The organism is Acinetobacter silvestris (assembly GCF_002135235.1).
Lineage (GTDB): Bacteria > Pseudomonadota > Gammaproteobacteria > Pseudomonadales > Moraxellaceae > Acinetobacter > Acinetobacter silvestris.
Map to the genome: position 1 here is coordinate 182,226 of NZ_NEGB01000004.1, position 20,061 is coordinate 202,286.

The following is a 20,061-nucleotide window of genomic DNA, read 5'->3' on the forward strand; positions in this document are numbered from 1 at the left end:
ACTCCTCAAAACGCTCTTTCATATAATCAATCATCATTTTGAACGATACATATTAACGAGAAGCGTACTTACTAGACGAAATAAATCATCCAATTTATCTAGTATCTATTTTCCACCTTAAGCAAGTAAATCAAGCGTTTCACTCCCTACCTGTGAATTAATACTTTCATACCTTTTTTGCTAAAGTAATCCTGCATTCTGCAATGTAATTAATTAAATGAACTGCCTATTACTTAAGTCTCTAAGACCAAAATCTAAGTTCTATAAATCACTGGGCTACGTACAATCATGGGATATTAGAAATAGTGGAAAAATATCGTTTCGATTATTTCCTATCTTTGTGATTAAAGACAGTGTGAATGTAATAGCCATGAACTCAAACGCTTTTAAAATTCTATTTTTGCATGGTTTGGATTCCTCAAAAGAATCCACAAAATTTCATGCGATTAATGCAAAAAATAAATTTTGTATTGATATCGATTATCGCAATTTAAATTATCAAACCGTTGAAAATTTTTACAATGAGATTATCGAAAAAATCAAACCTGAAATGCTAATTGGACACAGCTTAGGTGCATATTGGGCACTGAAAATGTCACATTTACATCGTATTCCAGCAATTATTGCTAACCCCAGTTTAAATCCAAATTTTCGTGATGATTATCAATCTATTAGCGAGATTGATTTAGAACACGATATTCCGCAAATGGCCTATATTGAACTCGGTGATGAAATATTAGATATGCATGCAACCAGCACACTATTAGAGCAATTTATGCAAGTTGATGCACATGAAGGTGGACACCATCGCTTAGCTCAACCCGAAAATTTGAATCATTTAATCCAATATATGCAACAAACTTTTTTTCGAGCATAAAAAACCTTGTATTTACAAGGCTTTTAAGCGTTTTAAAAATAAATCAATTTAAGCAACAGCAGCTTCAAGTGGCTTAGATGATTCATCCAGTACCGACCAAACGGTCATTCCCAAATCACCGTGTAATTCAGGTAAATCTAAGAAAATACTTGCACCTAAAACAGTATGTTCACATTTATGCATCAGCTGTTTAACGGCTTTTAATGTTCCACCTGTAGCCAAGACATCATCGACAATAATGACTTTTTGTGGCTCAATTTCAGCAGACACTTCTAAACGATCCAAACCATATTCCAAACTATATCCAACGCCTACAACTGGAGGCGGTAATTTTCCTGCCTTACGAACTAGAAGCAAGCCCTTTCCAGTACGTTGTGCCAAAAGGCTCGCCAGAATAAAACCGCGTGCTTCAACAGCGACAAAACTTTCCACTTCTGCCAATTGATCTTCAGGCAAACTTGCAACTAACGCATCTGTTAAAGCTTCAAGTTGAGTCAGAAACAAAGGGGTTAAGTCATAAAAACAAATACCTGGTTTAGGAAAATCTTGGACAGCACGGATGTTCGACCACAAAGCAGTAGACATATTCATAATTTGGGAGAGTTGTAAAAAATAAAGATTGAGTGAATTTTAACGCATTAACATCATGGCGAATAGCGTCTTAACCTTGAACAAAAACCTAAGCTTCATAAGCAATTGAATTTATTAAGGCCATTTATATAATAAATATTGGGTATACATATAGCAAAGCTAATTTTAAATTATTTAAGCGACTAATTCACTTAGACCTAGGTATAAACATGAAAGATCATGCTTCAGTTTTTTTATTTCAATATGTTTCATTCAATATTTTCAATTCAAAAACTGTACCTCTCAATCATTTTATGCTTATTCAACAACAAAGATTGTCTAACAAAAAAGTGGGAATTAGCCCATTAAACACATCTTTTATCCTTTTCAGCCATTCTGCTTTAAGATTAGTGAGTTAAACTCTGATATTTACTTTACTTTAGCTATAGAACTGCGTAAAAATTTACTTGAATATGTACATGATAAAATCATATCACTATCATTATGCAGTAGAAGGAATTTTCTGACAGTCTTGCTGATGACTGCGCAGAGTTTGGAGAATTAAATGAAGAAATATCAATGCATCGTTTGTGGATGGATTTATGATGAAGCAGAAGGTTGGCCACAAGATGGCATCGCCGCAGGAACTAAATGGGACGATATTCCAGATGACTGGACATGTCCAGACTGTGGTGTTTCAAAAGTAGATTTTGAAATGGTAGAAATCTAAAAATAAATAAAAGACCATGGATGCATGGTCTTTTTACATTCAGTTTAATAAATTTTGGAGTACATAATGCACCCGATCGTAATCATTGGTTCAGGAATGGCGGGATACACCCTTGCGAGAGAATTTCGTAAATTGAGTCCTGAGCAGGAACTCGTCATGATTTGTGCTGATGATGCGGTAAATTATGCGAAACCAACACTTTCAAACGCCTTGGTTGGAAATAAGGTTCCTGATCAGATTGGCCTGGGTGATGCTGAAAAAATGAGTACGCAACTCACAATGCGTATTGAAAATCATACTTGGGTTAAAGCGATACATGCTGAGCAGCATGAATTGGTTCTTGAAAAAGATGGAAAAACAACAATACAGCCCTATTCAAAACTCATACTAGCGGTTGGTGCTAATCCAATTCGCCTTGCGATTGCGGGTGATGGCAGTGATGACATCCATGTGGTCAATTCACTCATGGATTATCGTACTTTTCGCAATAGTTTAGATCAATGTAATACTGAAAATTGTGATGATAAACGTGTCGTCATTTTAGGTGCAGGTTTAATTGGCTGTGAATTTGCCAATGATTTACAAAAGACGGGACATCAAGTTACTATCATTGATTTAGCCTCACAACCACTCGGCCGTTTACTACCAACACATGTGGCTCAGGCTTTCCAAGAAGGTTTAGAACATGCGGGAGTTCAGTTTGCGCTGGGCACTACCGTTGAAAAAATAACAAAGCTCGCTGAACACGGTTATACAGTAACCTTGGCGAATGGCCAATCTTTCAAGGCTGATGTTGTACTTTCGGCAATTGGCCTACAACCTAATTTAGAATTGGCAAAAACGGCAACCATTCAAACCAGTCGTGGCGTTATAACCAACACATTAATGGAAACCAATTACACCGATATTTATGCGCTCGGCGATTGTGCAGAAGTAAATGGTATGCTGTTACCTTATGTGATGCCAATTATGCAACAAGCACGTGCTTTAGCAAAAACTTTGAGCGGTCAAACAACTACTGTTCATTACCCTGCTATGCCTGTTGCAGTCAAAACACCTGCTGCTCCTCTCACAGTATTACCGCCACCGATTGATGTTGAAGTGAATTGGGAAAATGAAGAATTTGAAGATGGTATGCTATCTAAAGCAATAGATGCAGAAGGTACTTTACGTGGCTTTGTCTTACTGGGTGCAACGGCAGGAAAGCAACGTTTAGTTCTAACAAAACTTGTTCCCGACTTGATTCCAGCATCAATTTAAGGTTTTAATGTATAGGATGTTTTTCAAGCAAAATATCCTTTTAGGACAATAACAATGAATAGCGCACTGCAATTCCAGATTTCACCCTATACATCCTTTATGCAAGAAACCAAAGTCGACTTAGGCAATGGTATCCAACTGCATGTAGAAATTGGCGGAAAAGAAACGGATCCAACCATTCTGCTGATTATGGGGTTGGGTGCTCAAATGCTATTTTGGCCTGATTTTTTTTGTAAATCACTTATTGATCAAGGTTTTCGGGTTATTCGATTTGACAATAGAGATATTGGCTTATCTTCAAAAATTAGAACCAATGGTCCACGCTTAAATGCTTTCAAGCTCATGAGCCGTTTTGCACTAGGTTTAGACAATAAAGGTGCGCCCTATAATTTATATGATATGGCCGATGACGTCGCTCTGTTGATTGACCGTTTAGGTCTAGAAAAAACCCATATTTTGGGTGCATCTATGGGCGGCATGATTTCACAGATTCTTGCAGCAAAATACCCTGAGAAAGTTGAAAAGATCGGATTATTATTTACCAGTAATAATCAACCTTTGCTCCCACCACCATTTCCTAAACAACTGTTCAGTTTAATTGGTAAACCTGAATCTCGAGATGAACAAGGTATTATCAATCATTCATTAAAGGTATTTAAGCATATTGGTTCACCTGGTTATGTCAACCACATGGAAACTATGCAAACCGCACAAAAATTATATCAGCGCAGTTACCATCCTGCTGGTGTACTTCAACAGTTTTTAGCCATATTATGTACAGGCTCATTACTTCAACTGGACAAACAAATCCAAAAACCAACCCTTGTGGTTCATGGTTCTAAAGACCGTTTGCTCCTACCAAGTCATGGGAAGGCTGTTGCTAAAGCAATTTCAGACGCTAAATTTGAATTAATTGAAGGAATGGGGCATGATATGCCTCCGCACTTTATTCCTCAACTTAGCGGTTTATTTACGCATCACTTTAAATCATAAACATCAGGACACTATGGCTGCATTACCATCCCTAAGACAACTGTCATATCTTGTGACACTGTCTGAGACGCTGCACTTTACTGAAGCAGCGCGTCGTTCATTCGTAACTCAATCGACTTTATCGGGTGGGATTATGGAACTTGAGCGTTTATTGGGTGGCGTACTCGTTGAACGTGATCGCCAAAATGTACGTTTAACCCCTTTAGGCGAACAGGTTGTTGCACGAGCTCGTGTTCTACTCGCAGATGCACAAGACTTAATGCGTTTAAGTCGTGAAATGAGTGAGCCTTTAACTGGTGACTTACATCTTGGAATTATTCCAACGATTGCGCCATTTATTTTGTCGCGTTTGTTAGAGGAAGTGCATAAGCAACTACCAAAAATTCAATTACATTTGCATGAAGCCCAAAGTGAAAAAATTGTAGAAAAACTCGAACATGGTAATTTAGACATGATCGTTTTAGCTTTACCTTTTGATACGCGTGGCTTAAAAGTTGCTGAAATTGCAAAAGAAAATTTATTTTTAGTTTGTAATAAAGCAGATCAAAATGCAGTACATGCCAAAAGCTTAGAGGATTTAGACTTATCCCATTTAATGCTTTTAGAAGAAGGTCATTGTCTACGTGATCACACTCTTAGCGTGTGCCCTATTGGCGAACGTAAAAATGATCATCGTTTAAAAGCAAGTTCGTTACCGACACTGGTTGAAATGGTCAGTTCAGATTTAGGTTTTACCTTACTTCCTGAAATTGCTTTACATGCCAACATGCTCAAGAGTAATGACAAAATTATCATTAAATCAATTGAGAATGCGCCTTCACGTATCCTCTCGTTGGTAACACGTAAGAGCACACCATTACAAAGTGAGTTTGATGTGTTATTACAGATTCTGCAAAAAGTGACTGCAAATCTGCATTGAATGTTAATGTAATATTTAAAGGGAGGCTAAAGCCTCTCTTTTTTATGCCCAGATCTTTATAATCACTCAATTATTAATTCAGCAGCAGTAATCAAATTATAGTTCCGCTATCTATCAAAAATATTTAAAAAATTAGTTACACAATAACTTAAATTAAACTGATTAAAAATACCCAATTATAGGGATAGCACTTCTGTTTGAATTCCGACACAGTAGCTCTGGATAATTAAAAAAGATTGTGGGAACAAAACATAGTGAATGAACTCATATTACCCGTGCCGGTCGTCATTATTGAAGATGAACCTCTCATTCAAATTCGTTTGCAAAATATTCTAGTAGAATTAGGTTATCCCCTTGATCAAATTATTTTAGCTTCTGGTGTTCAAGAAGCAAAATTGAAGTGTAATCAATATCTGCCTAATTTTGCTTTAGTTGATTTGGGCTTACCCGATGGCAATGGAATAGAATTAATTGAGCAGTTTAAACACAATGATCTCGATATTTCCATATTGGTTATCTCAGCATGGAGTACTCAAGATGCCATTTTAGGAGCACTCAAGGCGGGTGCCACTGGCTATGTACTCAAAGAGCGAGATGACTTAGAAATTTCACTGGCTATCCGCAGTGTTGTGCGGGGTGGCGCGCCAATAGATCCTTTTATTGCTCGACAAATTTTAGAACAAATGGAAACTGCTACTCAAACTGAAGCTCAAACTATTGAAAATAAAATAGAAAGTGATTTACTTTCTATACGAGAACATGAAATATTAGAATTGGTGGCAAAAGGTATGAGCAACAGAGAGATTGCCAATTTTTTAAACTTATCGCGTTATACAGTCGAATGTCATATCAAATATATTTACCGAAAACTATCCGTTTCAAGCAGAATAAAAGCAATCAATACAGCGCGTTCAATGGGTATATTACATTAATTCTTTATCTACTCATTACTTACGGTTGTTTAAAGATTGCACCGAGCTATGGGAGTCAATTCTTAGACATTGATCAGCCTAAAAACTGTTATGTTCAAAATCCAAAAATTTCAGTTGTGCAAGCGACATCGAACCCCGAAGTTCCACCAAACACAGGTTGGATTCCTGTAACCTTGCCAGACAATTGGGGTAAACGTTGGAAGGGCTATACGGGTACAGCTTGGTATAAATATGAATGGAATTATAACTGCCCTAAAAATACGGCTCCGCTCTCTATCGCTATTGATTATCTCAATATGGCTGGTGCTGTTTATCTCAACGATGAACTGCTTTGGAAAGATTACTCCTTGGTCGAACCTATTTCACGAAGTTGGAATAAGCCTCAATTATTGAATATTCCGCAAAGTGCCATTCGGCAAGGTCACAACACCTTATTGATCCGAATTGTTGGTTTTGCAACTCAATCCTCGGGCTTAGGTGAAATTCATCTGGGTGATTCGACTACAACTTCTAAATATTATGAACAAAGAATTTGGCAACATCGAACCTTACATTTTATTAACTTAATCTTTACTGCAACACTGGGATTGATTGGACTTTTCATTTGGTTATTTCGTAGATCTGATAGTAGCTTTGGATGGTTTGCTCTCGCTTCTTTTACTTGGGCAATATTTTTAAGCAATTTATTAATTACGGAACCACCATTTCAACTGAGTGTTTGGGCTATTGCAAAAATTAATGTGCTAATGGTACTGATTTACTCAATCTCAATTAGTCTCTTTTGTTGGCGATTTGCACAAAAACGGTTTCCACGCATTGAAAAACTTTATGGATTATTGACCATATTCTCACTCGTACTGCTTCTTTTGGTACCAACTAATCAGCTCGGTTCTGCACTTGCATTTGTATTTTTTTCAGGTGCGACCATCTTCTTTTTAAATTCGTTAAGTTATCCTTTTATCATCTTCAAATCTAAAAAAATTGAGTACTATTTACTCGCATTTTGCTTAATGATTTATTTATGGGTTGGCTTATATGATTTATATTTATTGCTCTTTAAACCTAAAGTTATTTTCTTTTTAACCCCCTATGCGGCTCCAATTACAGCGTTATTTATTGCGATAATTTTGGCTATGCGTTTGGCAAAAAACATCAACAAAATTGATAATTTCAATAAAATTCAAGCCATAAAAATTTTAAAAGTGTCCGAAGAATTAAGTTACTCGCTCAACACCCAACACCAACTTGAATTACAAAATTCACGCTTACAAGAACGTATTCAACTGTCGCATGACCTGCATGATGGATTAGGTGGCTCTATCGTTCGCTCTATGATTATTGTTGATCAAAGTAAACAGCCACTAAGTAATCAGCAGTTTTTATCTATACTCAAGCTCCTGCGTAATGATCTACGACAAGTCATCGATAGCGGTTCCAGTATCGGCAATAAAACGCCTGAAACACCTCAAATTTGGCTTGCACCTTTGCGTCATCGTTTTATTCAAATTTTTGATGAACTAGACATTGATTCTCAATGGAGTTCGCCAGAATCCTGGATGAATCAACCCTCAGCAATTCAATGTTTAACCTTATCTCGAGTATTAGAAGAAGCGCTCACCAATATTGTAAAACATAGTAAAGCGACTGAAATTTCGGTAACACTTCATTATCTTGAGCGACATCAACTCGAACTTTTAATTCAGGACAATGGTGTTGGTTTTGATGTTCAAGCAAATGAACTAATGGGTTTAAGTGTCGGTATGCAAAGTATGAAAATTAGAATGGGACGTATTGGTGGACAACTAGAAATTCAATCTACTCCAGGTAAAACCACCTTGAAAGCCTGCATTAGCTCGTAATTTTTATCATAATACATTTTAACGAACCATCAGCATGTCTTGATGGTTCGTTAGGTTTTAATTAACCTGTCACTGTTTCAATTAAATTTTGCTGGGCATTATACAATACCTCACCCTCTTTCGGTTGTGGTCGAATCCAAGTGCCATCACCTTGAAGTAGCCATGCTTGAGTATTGTCTTTTAAATAATTGATTAAACCTTGTTGGTAAATCCGTTTTTTCAATGCTGGATCTTCAATCGGGAAACAGACTTCCACGCGATTAAATAAATTACGATCCATCCAATCTGCACTCGAACAATAAATACGTGAATGACCACCATTACCAAAGTAATATACCCGTGTATGTTCTAAGAAACGCCCTACAATAGAACGGACACGGATATTTTCAGATAAATTTGGTAGACCAGGACGTAAACAACAAATTGAACGAATAATTAAATCAATTTGCACACCTGCTTGTGAAGCTTCATAAAGTTTATTAATCAATTGAACTTCTGTTAATGCATTCACTTTAATAATAATTTTAGCTGGCTTGCCTGCTTTTGCTAATGCAATTTCATCATCAATAAAGGCAATCAGTTGAGCATGTAAAGTAAAAGGTGCGTGCAATAATTTTTTCAGCTTCGCCATTTTCCCCATGCCTGTTAGCTCTTGGAAAATTCGATGTACATCTTCACATAGCTCTTTATCCGTGGTGAGCAAACCATAATCGGTATAAATTCGAGCATTAGTGGCATGGTAATTCCCTGTACCCAAATGCACATAACGGATCAATTTATTATTTTCACGACGAACCACCAAAATCATTTTGGCATGCGTCTTATAACCCACAATGCCATACACGACCACGGCACCCGCTTCTTGTAGTACATTGGCCACTGCAATATTTGACTCTTCATCAAAACGAGCCCGCAGCTCGATCACCGCAGTGACTTCCTTACCATTGCGTGCCGCTTCTGCCAGCACTTGTACAATCTCGGAATCTGCCCCACTACGGTACAAAGTTTGCTTAATGGCTAATACTTGTGGATCACGGGCAGCTTCACGCAGTAAATTAATTACAGGTGCAAATGATTCAAATGGATGATGGAGTAAAATGTCTTGTTTCTGCATTGCTGAAAAAATATTTTCAGTTTTTTTCAATACTTTAGGAATAGCAGGAACATGCGAATCATAGCGTAAATGTGGCAACTTAAAATTAGAAACTAAGCGTGCAAGGTTAACTGGACCATCCACTTTATAAAGTTGTTCATCTTCTAAATCGAATTCATTTAACAAATATTCATAGATATGCTTTGGACAGTTTTCTGTCACTTCCAAACGTACTGCACGGCCAAAACGACGAGAGCTCAACTCACCTTTCAATGCCTTCGCTAGATCTTCAACATCTTCGTTCAAAGCCAAGTCAGCATTTCGAGTCACACGGAATTGATAACAGCCTGTTGCGGTCATTCCCGGAAACAAGTCCGATACATGCTCATGAATAATGGCAGATAACATCACAAAATGCTCTTTTCCACCGGTCAACTCATCAGGTAAACGAACCACACGTGGTAAAGATCGCGGTGCTGGTACCACAGCTAAATCAATTTGACGACCAAAGGCGTCTTTACCCTCTAAAGTCACTATAAAATTTAAACTTTTATTCACTAAACGTGGAAATGGATGCGCTGGATCTAGGCTAATTGGTGTTAATACTGGAGCAACTTGCTCTTGAAAATACTTTTTAATCCAAACGGATTGTGCTGGCGTTAATTCACCACGGCGTAAAAAACAAATATCTGCTTCACGTAATTTTGGGAAAATTTCATCATTTAAGATTCGATACTGACGTTCAATTGCAGCATGTGTAGTTTTAGAAATCGTTTCTAAAATTTGCTTCGGCGTAAAACCATCTGGACTACGACTCTCATTGCCTAAGGTCAGCTGCTCCATTACCCCAGCAACGCGGATTTCAAAGAACTCATCCATATTCCGAGAGAATATTAATAAGAAATTTAAACGCTCAAGTAATGGATGTAAAGGATCTACCGCTTGTTCTAAAACACGTAAATGAAAATCTAAAATTGAAAGTTCACGATTAATATAGCGCTCGTTATAAGAATATTCTGGAAGCGTATCGTTCGTTACTGCGGTATTCATACAACAGACCTGCATCTATAAGACTTTACATAAGTATGCTTCAAATTTGTGACAATTTCATAAAAAAAGCACATTAAAATGTGCTTTTTTTGTCTTTTAAAATCATGTTGTTAATCAGGAATTCGGGTATAACGCATATATTTCAAAATCATTCGTTTCCGACTTTGGACTTTTGCATCATCTTGATGGTCTTGATAATATTTAGGATTAGGTAAAATTGCTGCTAAAAATGCGGCCTGCTCCTGATTGAGCTTATTTGCACTTCTGCCAAAATAATGTTGTGCTGCCGCTTCAACACCATAAATATGATCACCAAACTCCACAGAGTTCATATAGACCTCTAAAATACGGCGTTTGGTCCACATGCGCTCCATCATGGTTGTAGCAATCGTTTCTTGCCCCTTACGAATCAATGAACGACGATTATAAAAGAATAAATTTTTCGCCAATTGTTGTGAAATGGTCGATCCACCTGCCACAACTTTATCTTTTTTTAGATTGCGCTGTAATGCACCTTCAATTCCATCCCAATCAAAGCCATGGTGATCGACAAATTTAGCATCTTCAGCAGCAACGATGGCATGCTTAAAGTTATCACTAATATCAGCATAATCACGCCATTGATGTTTGATCGGTTCAAAGTCTGACAAATAAGTCCAACGCATAAACATGGTGGTTTCGACAGCGTGCGTCCGCCAATACACCAGACTTGAAAAAATCCATAATTGAATAATAATCAGAATACTGACAATGATTAACAAACTACGAACAATAAAGGCTTTCATGTCAGTGTGTTACTCCGAATATTTTGGAATTTCATGCTAAGCTGAACTTATCAATAAAAATATAGAAACGAGCGCATGTCTGATCGTCAACACACGCCTACCTTTGTACAAGCACAAAATATGAGTGGAAAAATTACCCTACTACTGATTGCCATCAACGTTGGATTATTTGCTTGGCAAATTTTAACTGGGGTTAATATTACAGACCCAAGCACGGCTGATGCATTACGTTGGGGGGCTGATTATGCACCTTTAACCTTTTTAGAGGAACCATTTCGTTTATTGAGTAGTATGTTTTTCCATTTTGGATTAATACATTTAATGTTCAATATGTGGGCACTCTATGTCTTTGGAAATGTCGCTGAAGAAACTTTAGGTCGTGTTTATTATCTTGGTTTATACGTACTTGCCGGCCTAATGGGTAGTTTACTCAGTGGCTATTTAGATATTCGGCATAGTTATGAATTACTACAAAATTTCGATCCAAGCTTAATACCACGCGTATCCGCAGGAGCATCTGGAGCCGTAATGGGACTTGGTGGAGCACTGACCGTGTTGTCATTATTTCCTCCAACGCCAAATCAGCGTTTTATTTTGGATCAAAAATCACTCATTACGGTATTGGCAATTAACCTTGCATTTGGTTTCTTTGCAACGGGAATTAATAATGCAGCGCATATTGGCGGTATGCTCATGGGTGCATTCTTGGCTTTAACCTGGTATGTCCTACAACGCCTTAGACAGGGAATCATTGCGCAGATCATCGTGCTGATCTTGGGTGCACTGATCACTTACGCCGTATATTTATATTGCCACAGTCTGGTTCAAGCAATTACGCCACTCTGGCAAGAAGCCATTACTCAAATGCGTAGCCAAGTAAAATTTTAAATCACTTATTTTGAATCAAACTCCCATCCTTAAAGATGGGAGCTTAGAAAGCAATTATCGCTATTGGTTAATTTCTCTCAAACTTTGTAAAGGTGGAATATCACATAAATAACTGAGTCGATAACGACCAATCACAGCGCATAACACACTCATCAAAATCGGTAAAATCACCCAAATTTCCCAATGCAGCTGGATCTCTAACCCCATTCGATAACTTGCAATCGCGCTAATCACTTCTGCAAACAAGCATGATACGACACCGGCAATTAAACCAATAAATCCGATTTCTACAGTCATCATATTTTTGAGTTGTCGCTTGGAACTTCCAAATGAACGTAACAAAGCAACCTCTCTTTTACGCTCATCCAATAATAAATTGATACATGCAATTAAGACTAAAAATCCTGAAAGACTTACTAAAATCGCAAGTACCGTAATGATTTGTGCGACCACATCCACTAGCCGTTTAATTTCATCCAGAATCAATGAGACATCAATAAATACCGTATTGCTAAACTGCTGGATCACACTCACCAAATGCGACTTTTCTTGAGGAGGCACATAGAAACTCCCCAGATAACTTCCGGCATTTTCATCCAGCGTTTGTGGTGCAAAAATAAAGAAAAAATTAGGACTAAAGCTTTGCCATTCCACAGTACGAAAATTAACGACTTTGGCGTTTAACTGTCCTTCTGGTAGGCTAAAGGTTAACTGATCACCAATATTAATATTCAACTCTTTCGCAAGCTTAGCTTCTATTGACACATCACCAATTTGCTTCAGCTTCGGATTGCCTTGCACAATTACATTATCAACAGGATATTGATTGGTCTGGGTTAAATTCAATTCACGGCGTAAGGAGTTACTCTTTTCAATCAGTTGTGGCGAAAATACTTGTCCATTTTTGGCCAATAAGCGCCCTTTAATATTGGGATAAAGCGGTGTACTTTGCCAATGCTGTGCCTGTAATTGCTGCTTAAATTGTTCCACCTCAAAAGGCGGTAAACCATAAATAAATTGATTCGGAGTTCCTTCAGGCAACTGCTGTTGCCAACGCTCTAATAAATCGGTTCGCAATACTGTAAGGACTGTAATTAAACTCAATCCCAAAGCTAAAGCTGTAATTTGAAATGCGGTTTGTGATGGCACACGTACAAAACTGGAAAGTTGATTTTTAAGTGCTTTTAAAGCGGTTAAGATCAGCCATACCATGCCATATAATAAGCCACTTAACAGAATGACCGCTCCGATTACCATAGCTGATAAAATCAAACTCTCCGTCAAAACCAAGCTAAAAACTATCAAACTGATCAGACCCGTGCTCATCATCCAAAGTATCGAACGGGCTGACTTTTCCTGCTGTCGAATCACACGAATCGGTGGGGTATTTAATAATTGCCACAAGCTCGGGAAAACAAAGCCAAATAAAACAATTGCACTGGTAAAAATTGCAATCGGTAATGGCCCCAGTAACATGGCAAATATTGAAAACTGCATGTCTAAATTTGGAATCAGTTGCAACATAAATTGCAAAAGGACATAACCTAAACCCAAACCTAGAGCGCTGCCAAATATCATCGCAATAACAATAACCGCCAATAATAAAACGATATATGCGTGAAGAATTTGCCCTTTTTTTGCCCCAATGCAACGCATTAATGCAATATGATCTTGATTCTGCTGTACATAGCGCTGGCTGGTAAGTGCAATGGCAATTCCACACAGTAAAATAGTCAGAATATTTGCCAATTGTAGGAATGTATCTAAGTTTTCAATAGGTTTCATTAAGCGCGTATTGCCATCATTGGCATTGCGCAATTTCAAGTTGCTTGCTGCTTCAAATTCAGTTGAATGAATACCGGAAGATGCTTCGGTTGGATTAGACTGCCGTGTTGTTAATCCTGTTTGCTGTTTTTTCTGTGTAGCATCTTCGAATGCGTGAAAAAATTGTTCATATGTCTCAACATTTTTTGCATCCCCTGCCATTAATAAGCGATATTCAATCCGACTTCCTGTCTGAATGGCCTTGGTTTTTGCAACATCTTGCAAAGCAATAATGACGGTGGGTGAAAATGCTGAAAAACCTAATTCCTGATTGGAATCATGGGCAATTTTTGCAGTCACTTTAAAATGACCGTCTGCAATTTGAATATTGTCTCCGATCTTGGCTTTTAACAAATCCATGGCTCGTTGACTTAACCACACCTCACCACTTTGAATATGTACTGCCTCAGGTAAAGTACGCAACTCGCCACGCAATGGAAAAGCCTGATCTATGGCTTTAACATTGACCATCACAAATTGGTCATGCGTCGAAGCCATAGAACCAAACATAATCACGTGTGATTGTTTCAGTTTTAGTTCATCCGCCTGTTTAAGCCATTTTTCTTCAATCGGATAATTATCACTGAGCTGCAAATCGGCTGCCTGCATTTGCGCAGCCTGCAAGGTCACTGCTTGCTGAACTTGTTCATTACTAAATTTTAATGCTGTCGTTGCCCCAATAGCTAAACTCAAAGCAATGATGAGCAGATAAATTCCTGTACTGTTAAAACTCTGTTTAAACAAAGGTTTGAACAATGCCATGATCATCAAATAACTCCTTGAGCGGCATGTTCAATTAACTTTCCACCCACTAACTCAAAATGTCGTTGACACTGCTCTGCCAGCTTAGAATCATGTGTAACCAGAACTAAGGTGGTGCCTAATTCACGATTAAGCTGAAATAATAACTGTTCAATTTCTGCTGCAGTCTGACCATCTAAATTTCCAGTCGGTTCATCTGCAAAGACAATTTTAGGTTCAGTAATCAGTGCTCTTGCAATTGCTACACGTTGCTGTTCACCACCAGATAATACTTTAGGTGTTTGGCTGCTTTGACGTGCTAAACCCACTTTTGCTAAGAGATTCAGTGCTTTTTTTTCTGCAGTTGCATAGTGAAAATTAGGCTGTAAGCGTAAAGGCAACATGACATTTTCGAGAGCAGATAAATGTGGCAAGAGTTGGAAGGATTGAAAGACGAAACCAATATATTTTAAGCGAACTAAGGCACGTTGTTCTTCATTCAACTCATGTATTGCCTCGCCACAAATCCATATTTTGCCAGAAACAGCTTGATCTAATGTGGCTAAAAGACCCAACAGCGTTGACTTACCCGAGCCTGATCGCCCAGTAATCGCCACTTGTTCTCCTGCATAGATATTGAGGTCTAATGCATTTAAAATAGTTAATGTTTTATTCTGTAATTGAATACTTTGCGTAAGCTGCTGTGCGGAAATAATTACTTGTGGCATGATGGAGCTTGTTGCATCAAACTGAACCGAAGACATTGTCAAGAAATCCTATATGCAAACTAAAAAATTGTTAAATCTAAACACGGTAAACAAAATAGCTCAGGCTTTATTTTTTAGCATGATCTATCTCATTCCTGTTAGTAGTTTTGCAAAAAGTATCATGATTGTCGGAGACAGTTTGAGCGCTGGTTATGGTATTACACCACAGCAAAGTTGGGTCAATCTGTTGCAACAGCGGTTAAATCAACAGTTTCCAAAACAGCATAAGGTCATCAATGCCAGTGTTAGCGGTGAAACCACCAGTGGGGCTTTAGCTCGCTTGCCGAAACTATTACAAATCCATCAACCGAATATTGTGGTGATTGAGTTAGGGGGCAATGATGGTTTACGTGGGCAACCACCGCAAATGATCCAAAGTAATTTGACTCAGATGATTCAGATCGCGCAAAAAACCAATGCTACTGTTCTCGTTTTTGGAATGAAAATCCCACCAAATTATGGCACTGCATATAGCACTGCATTTGAAAACACTTATAAAGTGGTCAGCCAAAAATATAAGATCAAACTACTCCCCTTCTTTATGGAAAGTATTGCAGGACATCCAAACCTGATCCAAAAAGATTTAATTCACCCAAATGCTGCGGCTCAAAAAATTCTCTTAAATAATGCATACCCTTATATCAAAGGTACTTTATAAAACATTCAGCTTCATCATTTAAACCTGATCAATTTAATTGCTGGAATTTACAACTTAGAATTGAATAAAAAGTGAGTACAAACCAGATTCCGTTTATTTATAAAAAAAAGCCAGTTTTTAAGTTGAACTGGCTTTTTTTAATGATTCTTTATTTTATAGATGAGTTAAAAATCAAAAAAAGTTACTTCACCTGTTTCAAGTGAATATTCAGCCCCAACCACTTTTAATTGACCTTTAGCGATTAAGCTTTCTAATACAGCCGAACCATGACGTAATTGATTGACTGAAGCAAAAACATTCGAACGAATGGCATGTACCGACAGTTTTTGTAAATCATCTTTCAATTCAGTCTGCATTAAAATTTCAACTGATGGACGGACACGATTCACAATCGACATTAAGTTTGCAGATGGTGGGCATTCGGGATTACGCAGTGCTTCAATGGTAGAGCTGATTGCACCACAATGAGTATGCCCAAGTACCACAACTACAGGACAGCTAAAACTATCAGCAGCAAACTCTACACTCCCCACTTGTGATGGCGCAACAATGTTGCCCGCAACACGAATAACAAAAAGATCACCTAACCCCTGATCAAAGACCATTTCAGCGGGTACACGAGAGTCTGAACAACCTAAGATAATTGCAAAAGGTTCCTGACTTTCTGCCATTTCCGCTCGTTGTTGATGCGATAAAAACTTAATATGCTGCGTTTCACCTTTAACGAAACGTTGATTACCTTGTTTTAAACGCTCTAAAGCTTCCTGAGCAGTTAGCATGATGCTTTTCCATTGTATTTGGAGAGTTGGGCTATTCTAATACTGTGTTTTTCGAATGTCACTGACCAAAAATAAACTCTGTTACAATTTTTGTTAATTGATTTAAAATCAAACCCGTTACTTCAAAATATTCATCAGGTCAGATTTATCCCTTGAACTCACAGCACTATTTCTCATAATTAAAAATTTCAAGCTAAAATATTTTTTCAACTTGGCAAAAAAACCAGCAACTTTTGAATATGAGCAAATGTTCAATGAAAACAAATGATCAATAATATTTTTGCTTTTATATAATGGCAGCCTCGTTCCAAGGAAAATCATGCATGCTTCATTTGCTTACTCAAAAAGTTCTTCAAACTTTGACAACTTCGATGTTAGTGTTGGCTGCTTCAACTACACTGTTATGGAGTACCCCAAGTTCTGCTTTAACAGAAACAGCTGAATACATCGATTATCAAAAAATATTACAAGAAGAACGTGCGTGGGCAGGCTTAAGCACCAAGAAAATACGCATTGGCGATGTCATTTGGTCTTATAGTGAAGGTGGATCAAAAACTAAACCCACTATTTTATTGATTCATGGTTTAGCCAGTAGTCGTGACACGTGGAATGAAGTTGCCCATCAACTTACCCCTTATTATCATGTGATTATTCCAGACTTACCCTCAAGTGGCAGTACAGTCGTTCCTACAAATTTTGATCTATCTGTTCCCAATGTAACTGAACAATTACGTCGTTTTGTAGAAGCAGCTCATATACAAGATAAACTCAATATCGCAGGGCATTCTTTAGGTGGATCGATTGCCATGTTCTATGCTGCGCAATATCCTTTTGATACCCAAAGCCTGTTTTTGATTAGCTCTGGTGGTCTATTTCAAAACAACAATACCAACTACTTAAAAAATCCCATTTATTTAAAACAATTATTGGTTTCACAACCGGGTGATCTCGACTTTGTCCTTAAAAAAGTCATGTATAGCCCACCCTTTACGTCTAGCGTGATAAAACGTGAACAAGAGAAAATCTTAATTTCTCATGCTTCGGAAACTGTAAAAATTATCAATCAAATTAATGAATTAAATAAATTATACACCCCAAGTTCCTTTGCTAAAATGGTTAAAGAAATTGAAGCTCCTACCTTAATTTTATGGGAAAAACAGGATCAAATTGTCAATATTGAAGTGGTACAAGATTTGAAAGGCTTATTAAAACGTCCAGAAACACCCATTATTTTAAACAATGTCGGACATATGCCAATATTAGAAGCGCCTGAACGTGTATCAATGTCTTATTTATCCTTTCTTGAAAAAACTCAGCATCAGAATCATTCTCTTTCTGAACATTATATGAATAAATAAGGATTTTTTATGCGCCACGCCATAATTGAACAACTGATTGAAGCCCAATTGGCATTTATAGATCAAGAAATTTCCCAACCAGAAACGATACAAGCTGAATTCACTCATTTTTATCATTGGTTTAGAAAGCAGACATTACAAGAGATCTGGCGCTTTGAGCAAATTAATCATTTGATTCAAAAACAAATTCTACAAACTCCAGCGAGCGAATTTTTAATTGAACAAATAGCTGAACATATCCGCTTTGTACTAATTCATCCTGCCAATGATGAAACTAAAATTGAAGATATTATTCCGGTCACCACCATTGATAAAATGGCGCTATACATTGCAAGTAAAAGTGTACATCGCCAAGCTTTGATTAAACAGATTGTCAATAATTCATCGTTTTCTAGCCTGCTGACCCAACTGATTCATCACTCAATTCAAGACTATATTGATAATTCAGTCATGAACAAAAAAGTACCAGGCGTGGGTCGCTTTATGAAAATGGGCAAATCTGTTTTAGAAACTGTAACAGATAGCAATCTTGATGATACGGTTAAGCACTATTTACAAAAAAATATCGTCAAGATCAGCCAACTCAGTGAGCAAGTTTTAAATCACCAGTTTGATGACAATAAGCTCTATCACTTTCAAGCCAATCTTTGGCATAAAATTAAGAAAGTTCCTCTTTCAAGTCTGCGTAATTATATTGAAGTCAATGACTTGCCTAAAACGGTAGGCCTAGGTCACGAAATTTGGGAACATCTTCGTCAAACAGATTATTTGAAAAAACAGGTTCATGATGGTGTTTATGCATGGTATGTCCACAATCAAGCACGTAGTTTTGATCTACTCTTACGTGATTTGAACATTGATGAAAGCTTGATTCAAAATGAATTACAGACTTTACTCGAACCCATTTTACAAAAAATGGTGGCTTCAGAACATTTGCGTTGTAGAGCTCGAATTTATTTAGAAAAATTCTACTATTCAGATCAGGCTCTCACCATTTTAGATCTCAAATAACATAGGCACTCAATTCATCTCAATACAGTCAAATTAAGATAAATTAGCCAACTTATGCTGTTTTGATGAATCAGTACTGCTGAGAGAAAAGAGATCACATATTGCTTATAATTTTTGCCTATGACATCAACAGCAAATTTATAGCCTACTCATCAGATCATTCGACTTTCAGCGATTCTATTCTTATATCTATAAAAAAAACCTCCTAAAAAAGGAGGTTTTGCTCATCAGAGATAAAGGTTATTTTAAACTTTTATTTAAAATACGCACCTTCAGCCTGACTATGGTCAGTTTGGTCGACCACACGACCTAATTCAGGAATATGTTGTTTTAACGTGGTTTCAACACCTTGTTTTAACGTCATATCAATTGCCGAACAACCTTGGCAACCACCACCAAACTTAAGTACAGCAGTTAAACCATGTTCTTCATCTTCCAAAACTTCAACCAAAGCACAGTTACCACCATGCCCAGCTAAACCTGGATTAATTTCTGCTTGAAGGATGTAAGTAATACGCTCTTCCATCGATGCATCTGGTCCAACACGTGGCACTTTCGAATTTGGTGCACGGAAAGTAAGCTGACCACCAAAACGATCTTTGTTGTAATCAATCACAGCATCTTTTAAATATGGAATAGATGGTGCATCAATATACGCGGCAAAATCAGCATAATCCTGCTTGTAATCTGTCGGAATAATTTCTTCAGGAGCACTATATGCCATACAACATTCAGCACGCGGTGTTCCTGCATTTTCCACAAAAATACGTACAGCAATACCGGGAGTATTTTGCTTTGAAAGCAAATCAAATAAATACTCTTGCGCAGTAGGTGTAATCAATAAATTTGGAATTTCATCTGCAACTGCAGTGTTGATGTTCTCAGTCGACATATCATTATCCTCAAGCTGACCTTGCCATTTTAACTGAAGATGAGGCAGTTTGAGTAAAAATCAACTAAAATTGTC

The 20,061-nt window shown here is 37.5% G+C and carries 18 protein-coding genes; 11 read left to right on the forward strand and 7 right to left on the reverse strand.

Annotation, left to right across the window (positions count from 1 at the left end; all coding sequences use genetic code 11):
- The first annotated feature begins 370 nt into the window (after nucleotides 1-370).
- Nucleotides 371-877 (forward strand): YqiA/YcfP family alpha/beta fold hydrolase, encoded by a 507-nt coding sequence (locus B9T28_RS08635; RefSeq protein WP_086203578.1) that lies wholly within the window; start codon nucleotides 371-373, stop codon nucleotides 875-877.
- Between the two features lie 48 nt (nucleotides 878-925).
- On the opposite strand, the gene B9T28_RS08640 is transcribed toward B9T28_RS08635, so the two are convergent.
- A complete protein-coding gene (locus B9T28_RS08640; RefSeq protein WP_086203579.1) occupies nucleotides 926-1,471 on the reverse strand; it encodes an adenine phosphoribosyltransferase in 546 nt (181 codons plus the stop codon).
- 541 nt (nucleotides 1,472-2,012) lie between these two features.
- On the opposite strand from B9T28_RS08640, the gene rubA reads away from it, so the two are divergent.
- From rubA to B9T28_RS08670, 6 genes are all read left to right on the forward strand, one after another.
- On the forward strand, nucleotides 2,013-2,177 hold the full coding sequence (rubA, locus tag B9T28_RS08645) for a rubredoxin RubA (protein WP_086203580.1): 165 nt from the start codon (nucleotides 2,013-2,015) through the stop codon (nucleotides 2,175-2,177).
- 66 nt (nucleotides 2,178-2,243) lie between these two features.
- Nucleotides 2,244-3,437 carry an NAD(P)/FAD-dependent oxidoreductase gene (locus B9T28_RS08650; RefSeq protein ID WP_086203581.1) on the forward strand — a complete coding sequence of 398 codons (1,194 nt, stop codon included), beginning with the start codon at nucleotides 2,244-2,246 and terminating at the stop codon, nucleotides 3,435-3,437.
- Between the two features lie 54 nt (nucleotides 3,438-3,491).
- Nucleotides 3,492-4,430 carry an alpha/beta fold hydrolase gene (locus B9T28_RS08655; protein WP_086203582.1) on the forward strand — a complete coding sequence of 313 codons (939 nt, stop codon included), beginning with the start codon at nucleotides 3,492-3,494 and terminating at the stop codon, nucleotides 4,428-4,430.
- Between the two features lie 13 nt (nucleotides 4,431-4,443).
- Nucleotides 4,444-5,349 (forward strand): LysR family transcriptional regulator OxyR, encoded by a 906-nt coding sequence (gene oxyR / locus B9T28_RS08660; protein WP_086203583.1) that lies wholly within the window; start codon nucleotides 4,444-4,446, stop codon nucleotides 5,347-5,349.
- Between the two features lie 251 nt (nucleotides 5,350-5,600).
- Complete coding sequence (locus tag B9T28_RS08665; protein ID WP_086203689.1) at nucleotides 5,601-6,281, forward strand: LuxR C-terminal-related transcriptional regulator; 681 nt, start codon at nucleotides 5,601-5,603, stop codon at nucleotides 6,279-6,281.
- Nucleotides 6,191-8,140, forward strand: a complete 1,950-nt coding sequence (locus B9T28_RS08670; RefSeq protein ID WP_086203584.1) for a sensor histidine kinase — start codon at nucleotides 6,191-6,193, stop codon at nucleotides 8,138-8,140. The genes B9T28_RS08665 and B9T28_RS08670 overlap by 91 nt, the downstream gene beginning before the upstream one ends.
- Nucleotides 8,141-8,201: 61 nt before the next feature.
- Here B9T28_RS08670 and ppk1 read toward each other — a convergent pair whose 3' ends face one another.
- Both ppk1 and mtgA read right to left on the reverse strand, forming a co-directional pair.
- Nucleotides 8,202-10,283 (reverse strand): polyphosphate kinase 1, encoded by a 2,082-nt coding sequence (gene ppk1 / locus B9T28_RS08675; RefSeq protein ID WP_086203585.1) that lies wholly within the window; start codon nucleotides 10,281-10,283, stop codon nucleotides 8,202-8,204.
- A gap of 110 nt (nucleotides 10,284-10,393) precedes the next feature.
- Nucleotides 10,394-11,068, reverse strand: a complete 675-nt coding sequence (gene mtgA / locus B9T28_RS08680; protein ID WP_086203586.1) for a monofunctional biosynthetic peptidoglycan transglycosylase — start codon at nucleotides 11,066-11,068, stop codon at nucleotides 10,394-10,396.
- Between the two features lie 75 nt (nucleotides 11,069-11,143).
- Here mtgA and B9T28_RS08685 point away from each other — a divergent pair, with 75 nt between their 5' ends.
- Nucleotides 11,144-11,956 carry a rhomboid family intramembrane serine protease gene (locus B9T28_RS08685; protein WP_086203587.1) on the forward strand — a complete coding sequence of 271 codons (813 nt, stop codon included), beginning with the start codon at nucleotides 11,144-11,146 and terminating at the stop codon, nucleotides 11,954-11,956.
- A 60-nt stretch (nucleotides 11,957-12,016) separates the two neighbouring features.
- Here the strand turns inward: B9T28_RS08685 and B9T28_RS08690 are convergent, their stop codons facing one another.
- Nucleotides 12,017-14,545 (reverse strand): ABC transporter permease, encoded by a 2,529-nt coding sequence (locus B9T28_RS08690; protein ID WP_086203690.1) that lies wholly within the window; start codon nucleotides 14,543-14,545, stop codon nucleotides 12,017-12,019.
- A gap of 2 nt (nucleotides 14,546-14,547) precedes the next feature.
- Nucleotides 14,548-15,285, reverse strand: a complete 738-nt coding sequence (locus tag B9T28_RS08695; RefSeq protein ID WP_086203588.1) for an ABC transporter ATP-binding protein — start codon at nucleotides 15,283-15,285, stop codon at nucleotides 14,548-14,550.
- 82 nt (nucleotides 15,286-15,367) lie between these two features.
- Here B9T28_RS08695 and B9T28_RS08700 point away from each other — a divergent pair, with 82 nt between their 5' ends.
- The gene (locus B9T28_RS08700) at nucleotides 15,368-15,946 is read left to right on the forward strand and encodes an arylesterase (RefSeq protein WP_252053578.1); all 579 of its coding nucleotides are present in this window, start codon (nucleotides 15,368-15,370) and stop codon (nucleotides 15,944-15,946) included.
- Nucleotides 15,947-16,110: 164 nt separating this feature from the next.
- Here the strand turns inward: B9T28_RS08700 and B9T28_RS08705 are convergent, their stop codons facing one another.
- Nucleotides 16,111-16,725 carry a carbonic anhydrase gene (locus tag B9T28_RS08705; RefSeq protein ID WP_086203590.1) on the reverse strand — a complete coding sequence of 205 codons (615 nt, stop codon included), beginning with the start codon at nucleotides 16,723-16,725 and terminating at the stop codon, nucleotides 16,111-16,113.
- A gap of 323 nt (nucleotides 16,726-17,048) precedes the next feature.
- Between B9T28_RS08705 and B9T28_RS08715 the strand changes: the two genes are divergently transcribed.
- Nucleotides 17,049-18,083, forward strand: a complete 1,035-nt coding sequence (locus tag B9T28_RS08715; protein ID WP_086203592.1) for an alpha/beta fold hydrolase — start codon at nucleotides 17,049-17,051, stop codon at nucleotides 18,081-18,083.
- Nucleotides 18,084-18,092: 9 nt separating this feature from the next.
- Complete coding sequence (locus B9T28_RS08720) at nucleotides 18,093-19,094, forward strand: hypothetical protein (protein ID WP_086203593.1); 1,002 nt, start codon at nucleotides 18,093-18,095, stop codon at nucleotides 19,092-19,094.
- Nucleotides 19,095-19,347: 253 nt separating this feature from the next.
- Here the strand turns inward: B9T28_RS08720 and nfuA are convergent, their stop codons facing one another.
- Nucleotides 19,348-19,986, reverse strand: a complete 639-nt coding sequence (gene nfuA, locus B9T28_RS08725) for a Fe-S biogenesis protein NfuA (RefSeq protein ID WP_086203594.1) — start codon at nucleotides 19,984-19,986, stop codon at nucleotides 19,348-19,350.
- Between the last annotated feature and the right edge of the window lie 75 nt (nucleotides 19,987-20,061).

Bases quoted from the DNA above. Each gene is read 5' to 3' on its own strand.
- B9T28_RS08635 (WP_086203578.1), top strand. From the start codon at position 371: ATGAACTCAAACGCTTTTAAAATTCTATTTTTGCATGGTTTGGATTCC.
- rubA (WP_086203580.1), top strand. From the start codon at position 2,013: ATGAAGAAATATCAATGCATCGTTTGTGGATGGATTTATGATGAAGCA.
- B9T28_RS08650 (WP_086203581.1), top strand. From the start codon at position 2,244: ATGCACCCGATCGTAATCATTGGTTCAGGAATGGCGGGATACACCCTT.
- B9T28_RS08655 (WP_086203582.1), top strand. From the start codon at position 3,492: ATGAATAGCGCACTGCAATTCCAGATTTCACCCTATACATCCTTTATG.
- oxyR (WP_086203583.1), top strand. From the start codon at position 4,444: ATGGCTGCATTACCATCCCTAAGACAACTGTCATATCTTGTGACACTG.
- B9T28_RS08670 (WP_086203584.1), top strand. From the start codon at position 6,191: ATGTCATATCAAATATATTTACCGAAAACTATCCGTTTCAAGCAGAAT.
- ppk1 (WP_086203585.1), bottom strand. From the start codon at position 10,283: ATGAATACCGCAGTAACGAACGATACGCTTCCAGAATATTCTTATAAC.
- mtgA (WP_086203586.1), bottom strand. From the start codon at position 11,068: ATGAAAGCCTTTATTGTTCGTAGTTTGTTAATCATTGTCAGTATTCTG.
- B9T28_RS08685 (WP_086203587.1), top strand. From the start codon at position 11,144: ATGTCTGATCGTCAACACACGCCTACCTTTGTACAAGCACAAAATATG.
- B9T28_RS08695 (WP_086203588.1), bottom strand. From the start codon at position 15,285: ATGTCTTCGGTTCAGTTTGATGCAACAAGCTCCATCATGCCACAAGTA.
- B9T28_RS08700 (WP_252053578.1), top strand. From the start codon at position 15,368: ATGATCTATCTCATTCCTGTTAGTAGTTTTGCAAAAAGTATCATGATT.
- B9T28_RS08705 (WP_086203590.1), bottom strand. From the start codon at position 16,725: ATGCTAACTGCTCAGGAAGCTTTAGAGCGTTTAAAACAAGGTAATCAA.
- B9T28_RS08715 (WP_086203592.1), top strand. From the start codon at position 17,049: ATGCTTCATTTGCTTACTCAAAAAGTTCTTCAAACTTTGACAACTTCG.
- B9T28_RS08720 (WP_086203593.1), top strand. From the start codon at position 18,093: ATGCGCCACGCCATAATTGAACAACTGATTGAAGCCCAATTGGCATTT.
- nfuA (WP_086203594.1), bottom strand. From the start codon at position 19,986: ATGTCGACTGAGAACATCAACACTGCAGTTGCAGATGAAATTCCAAAT.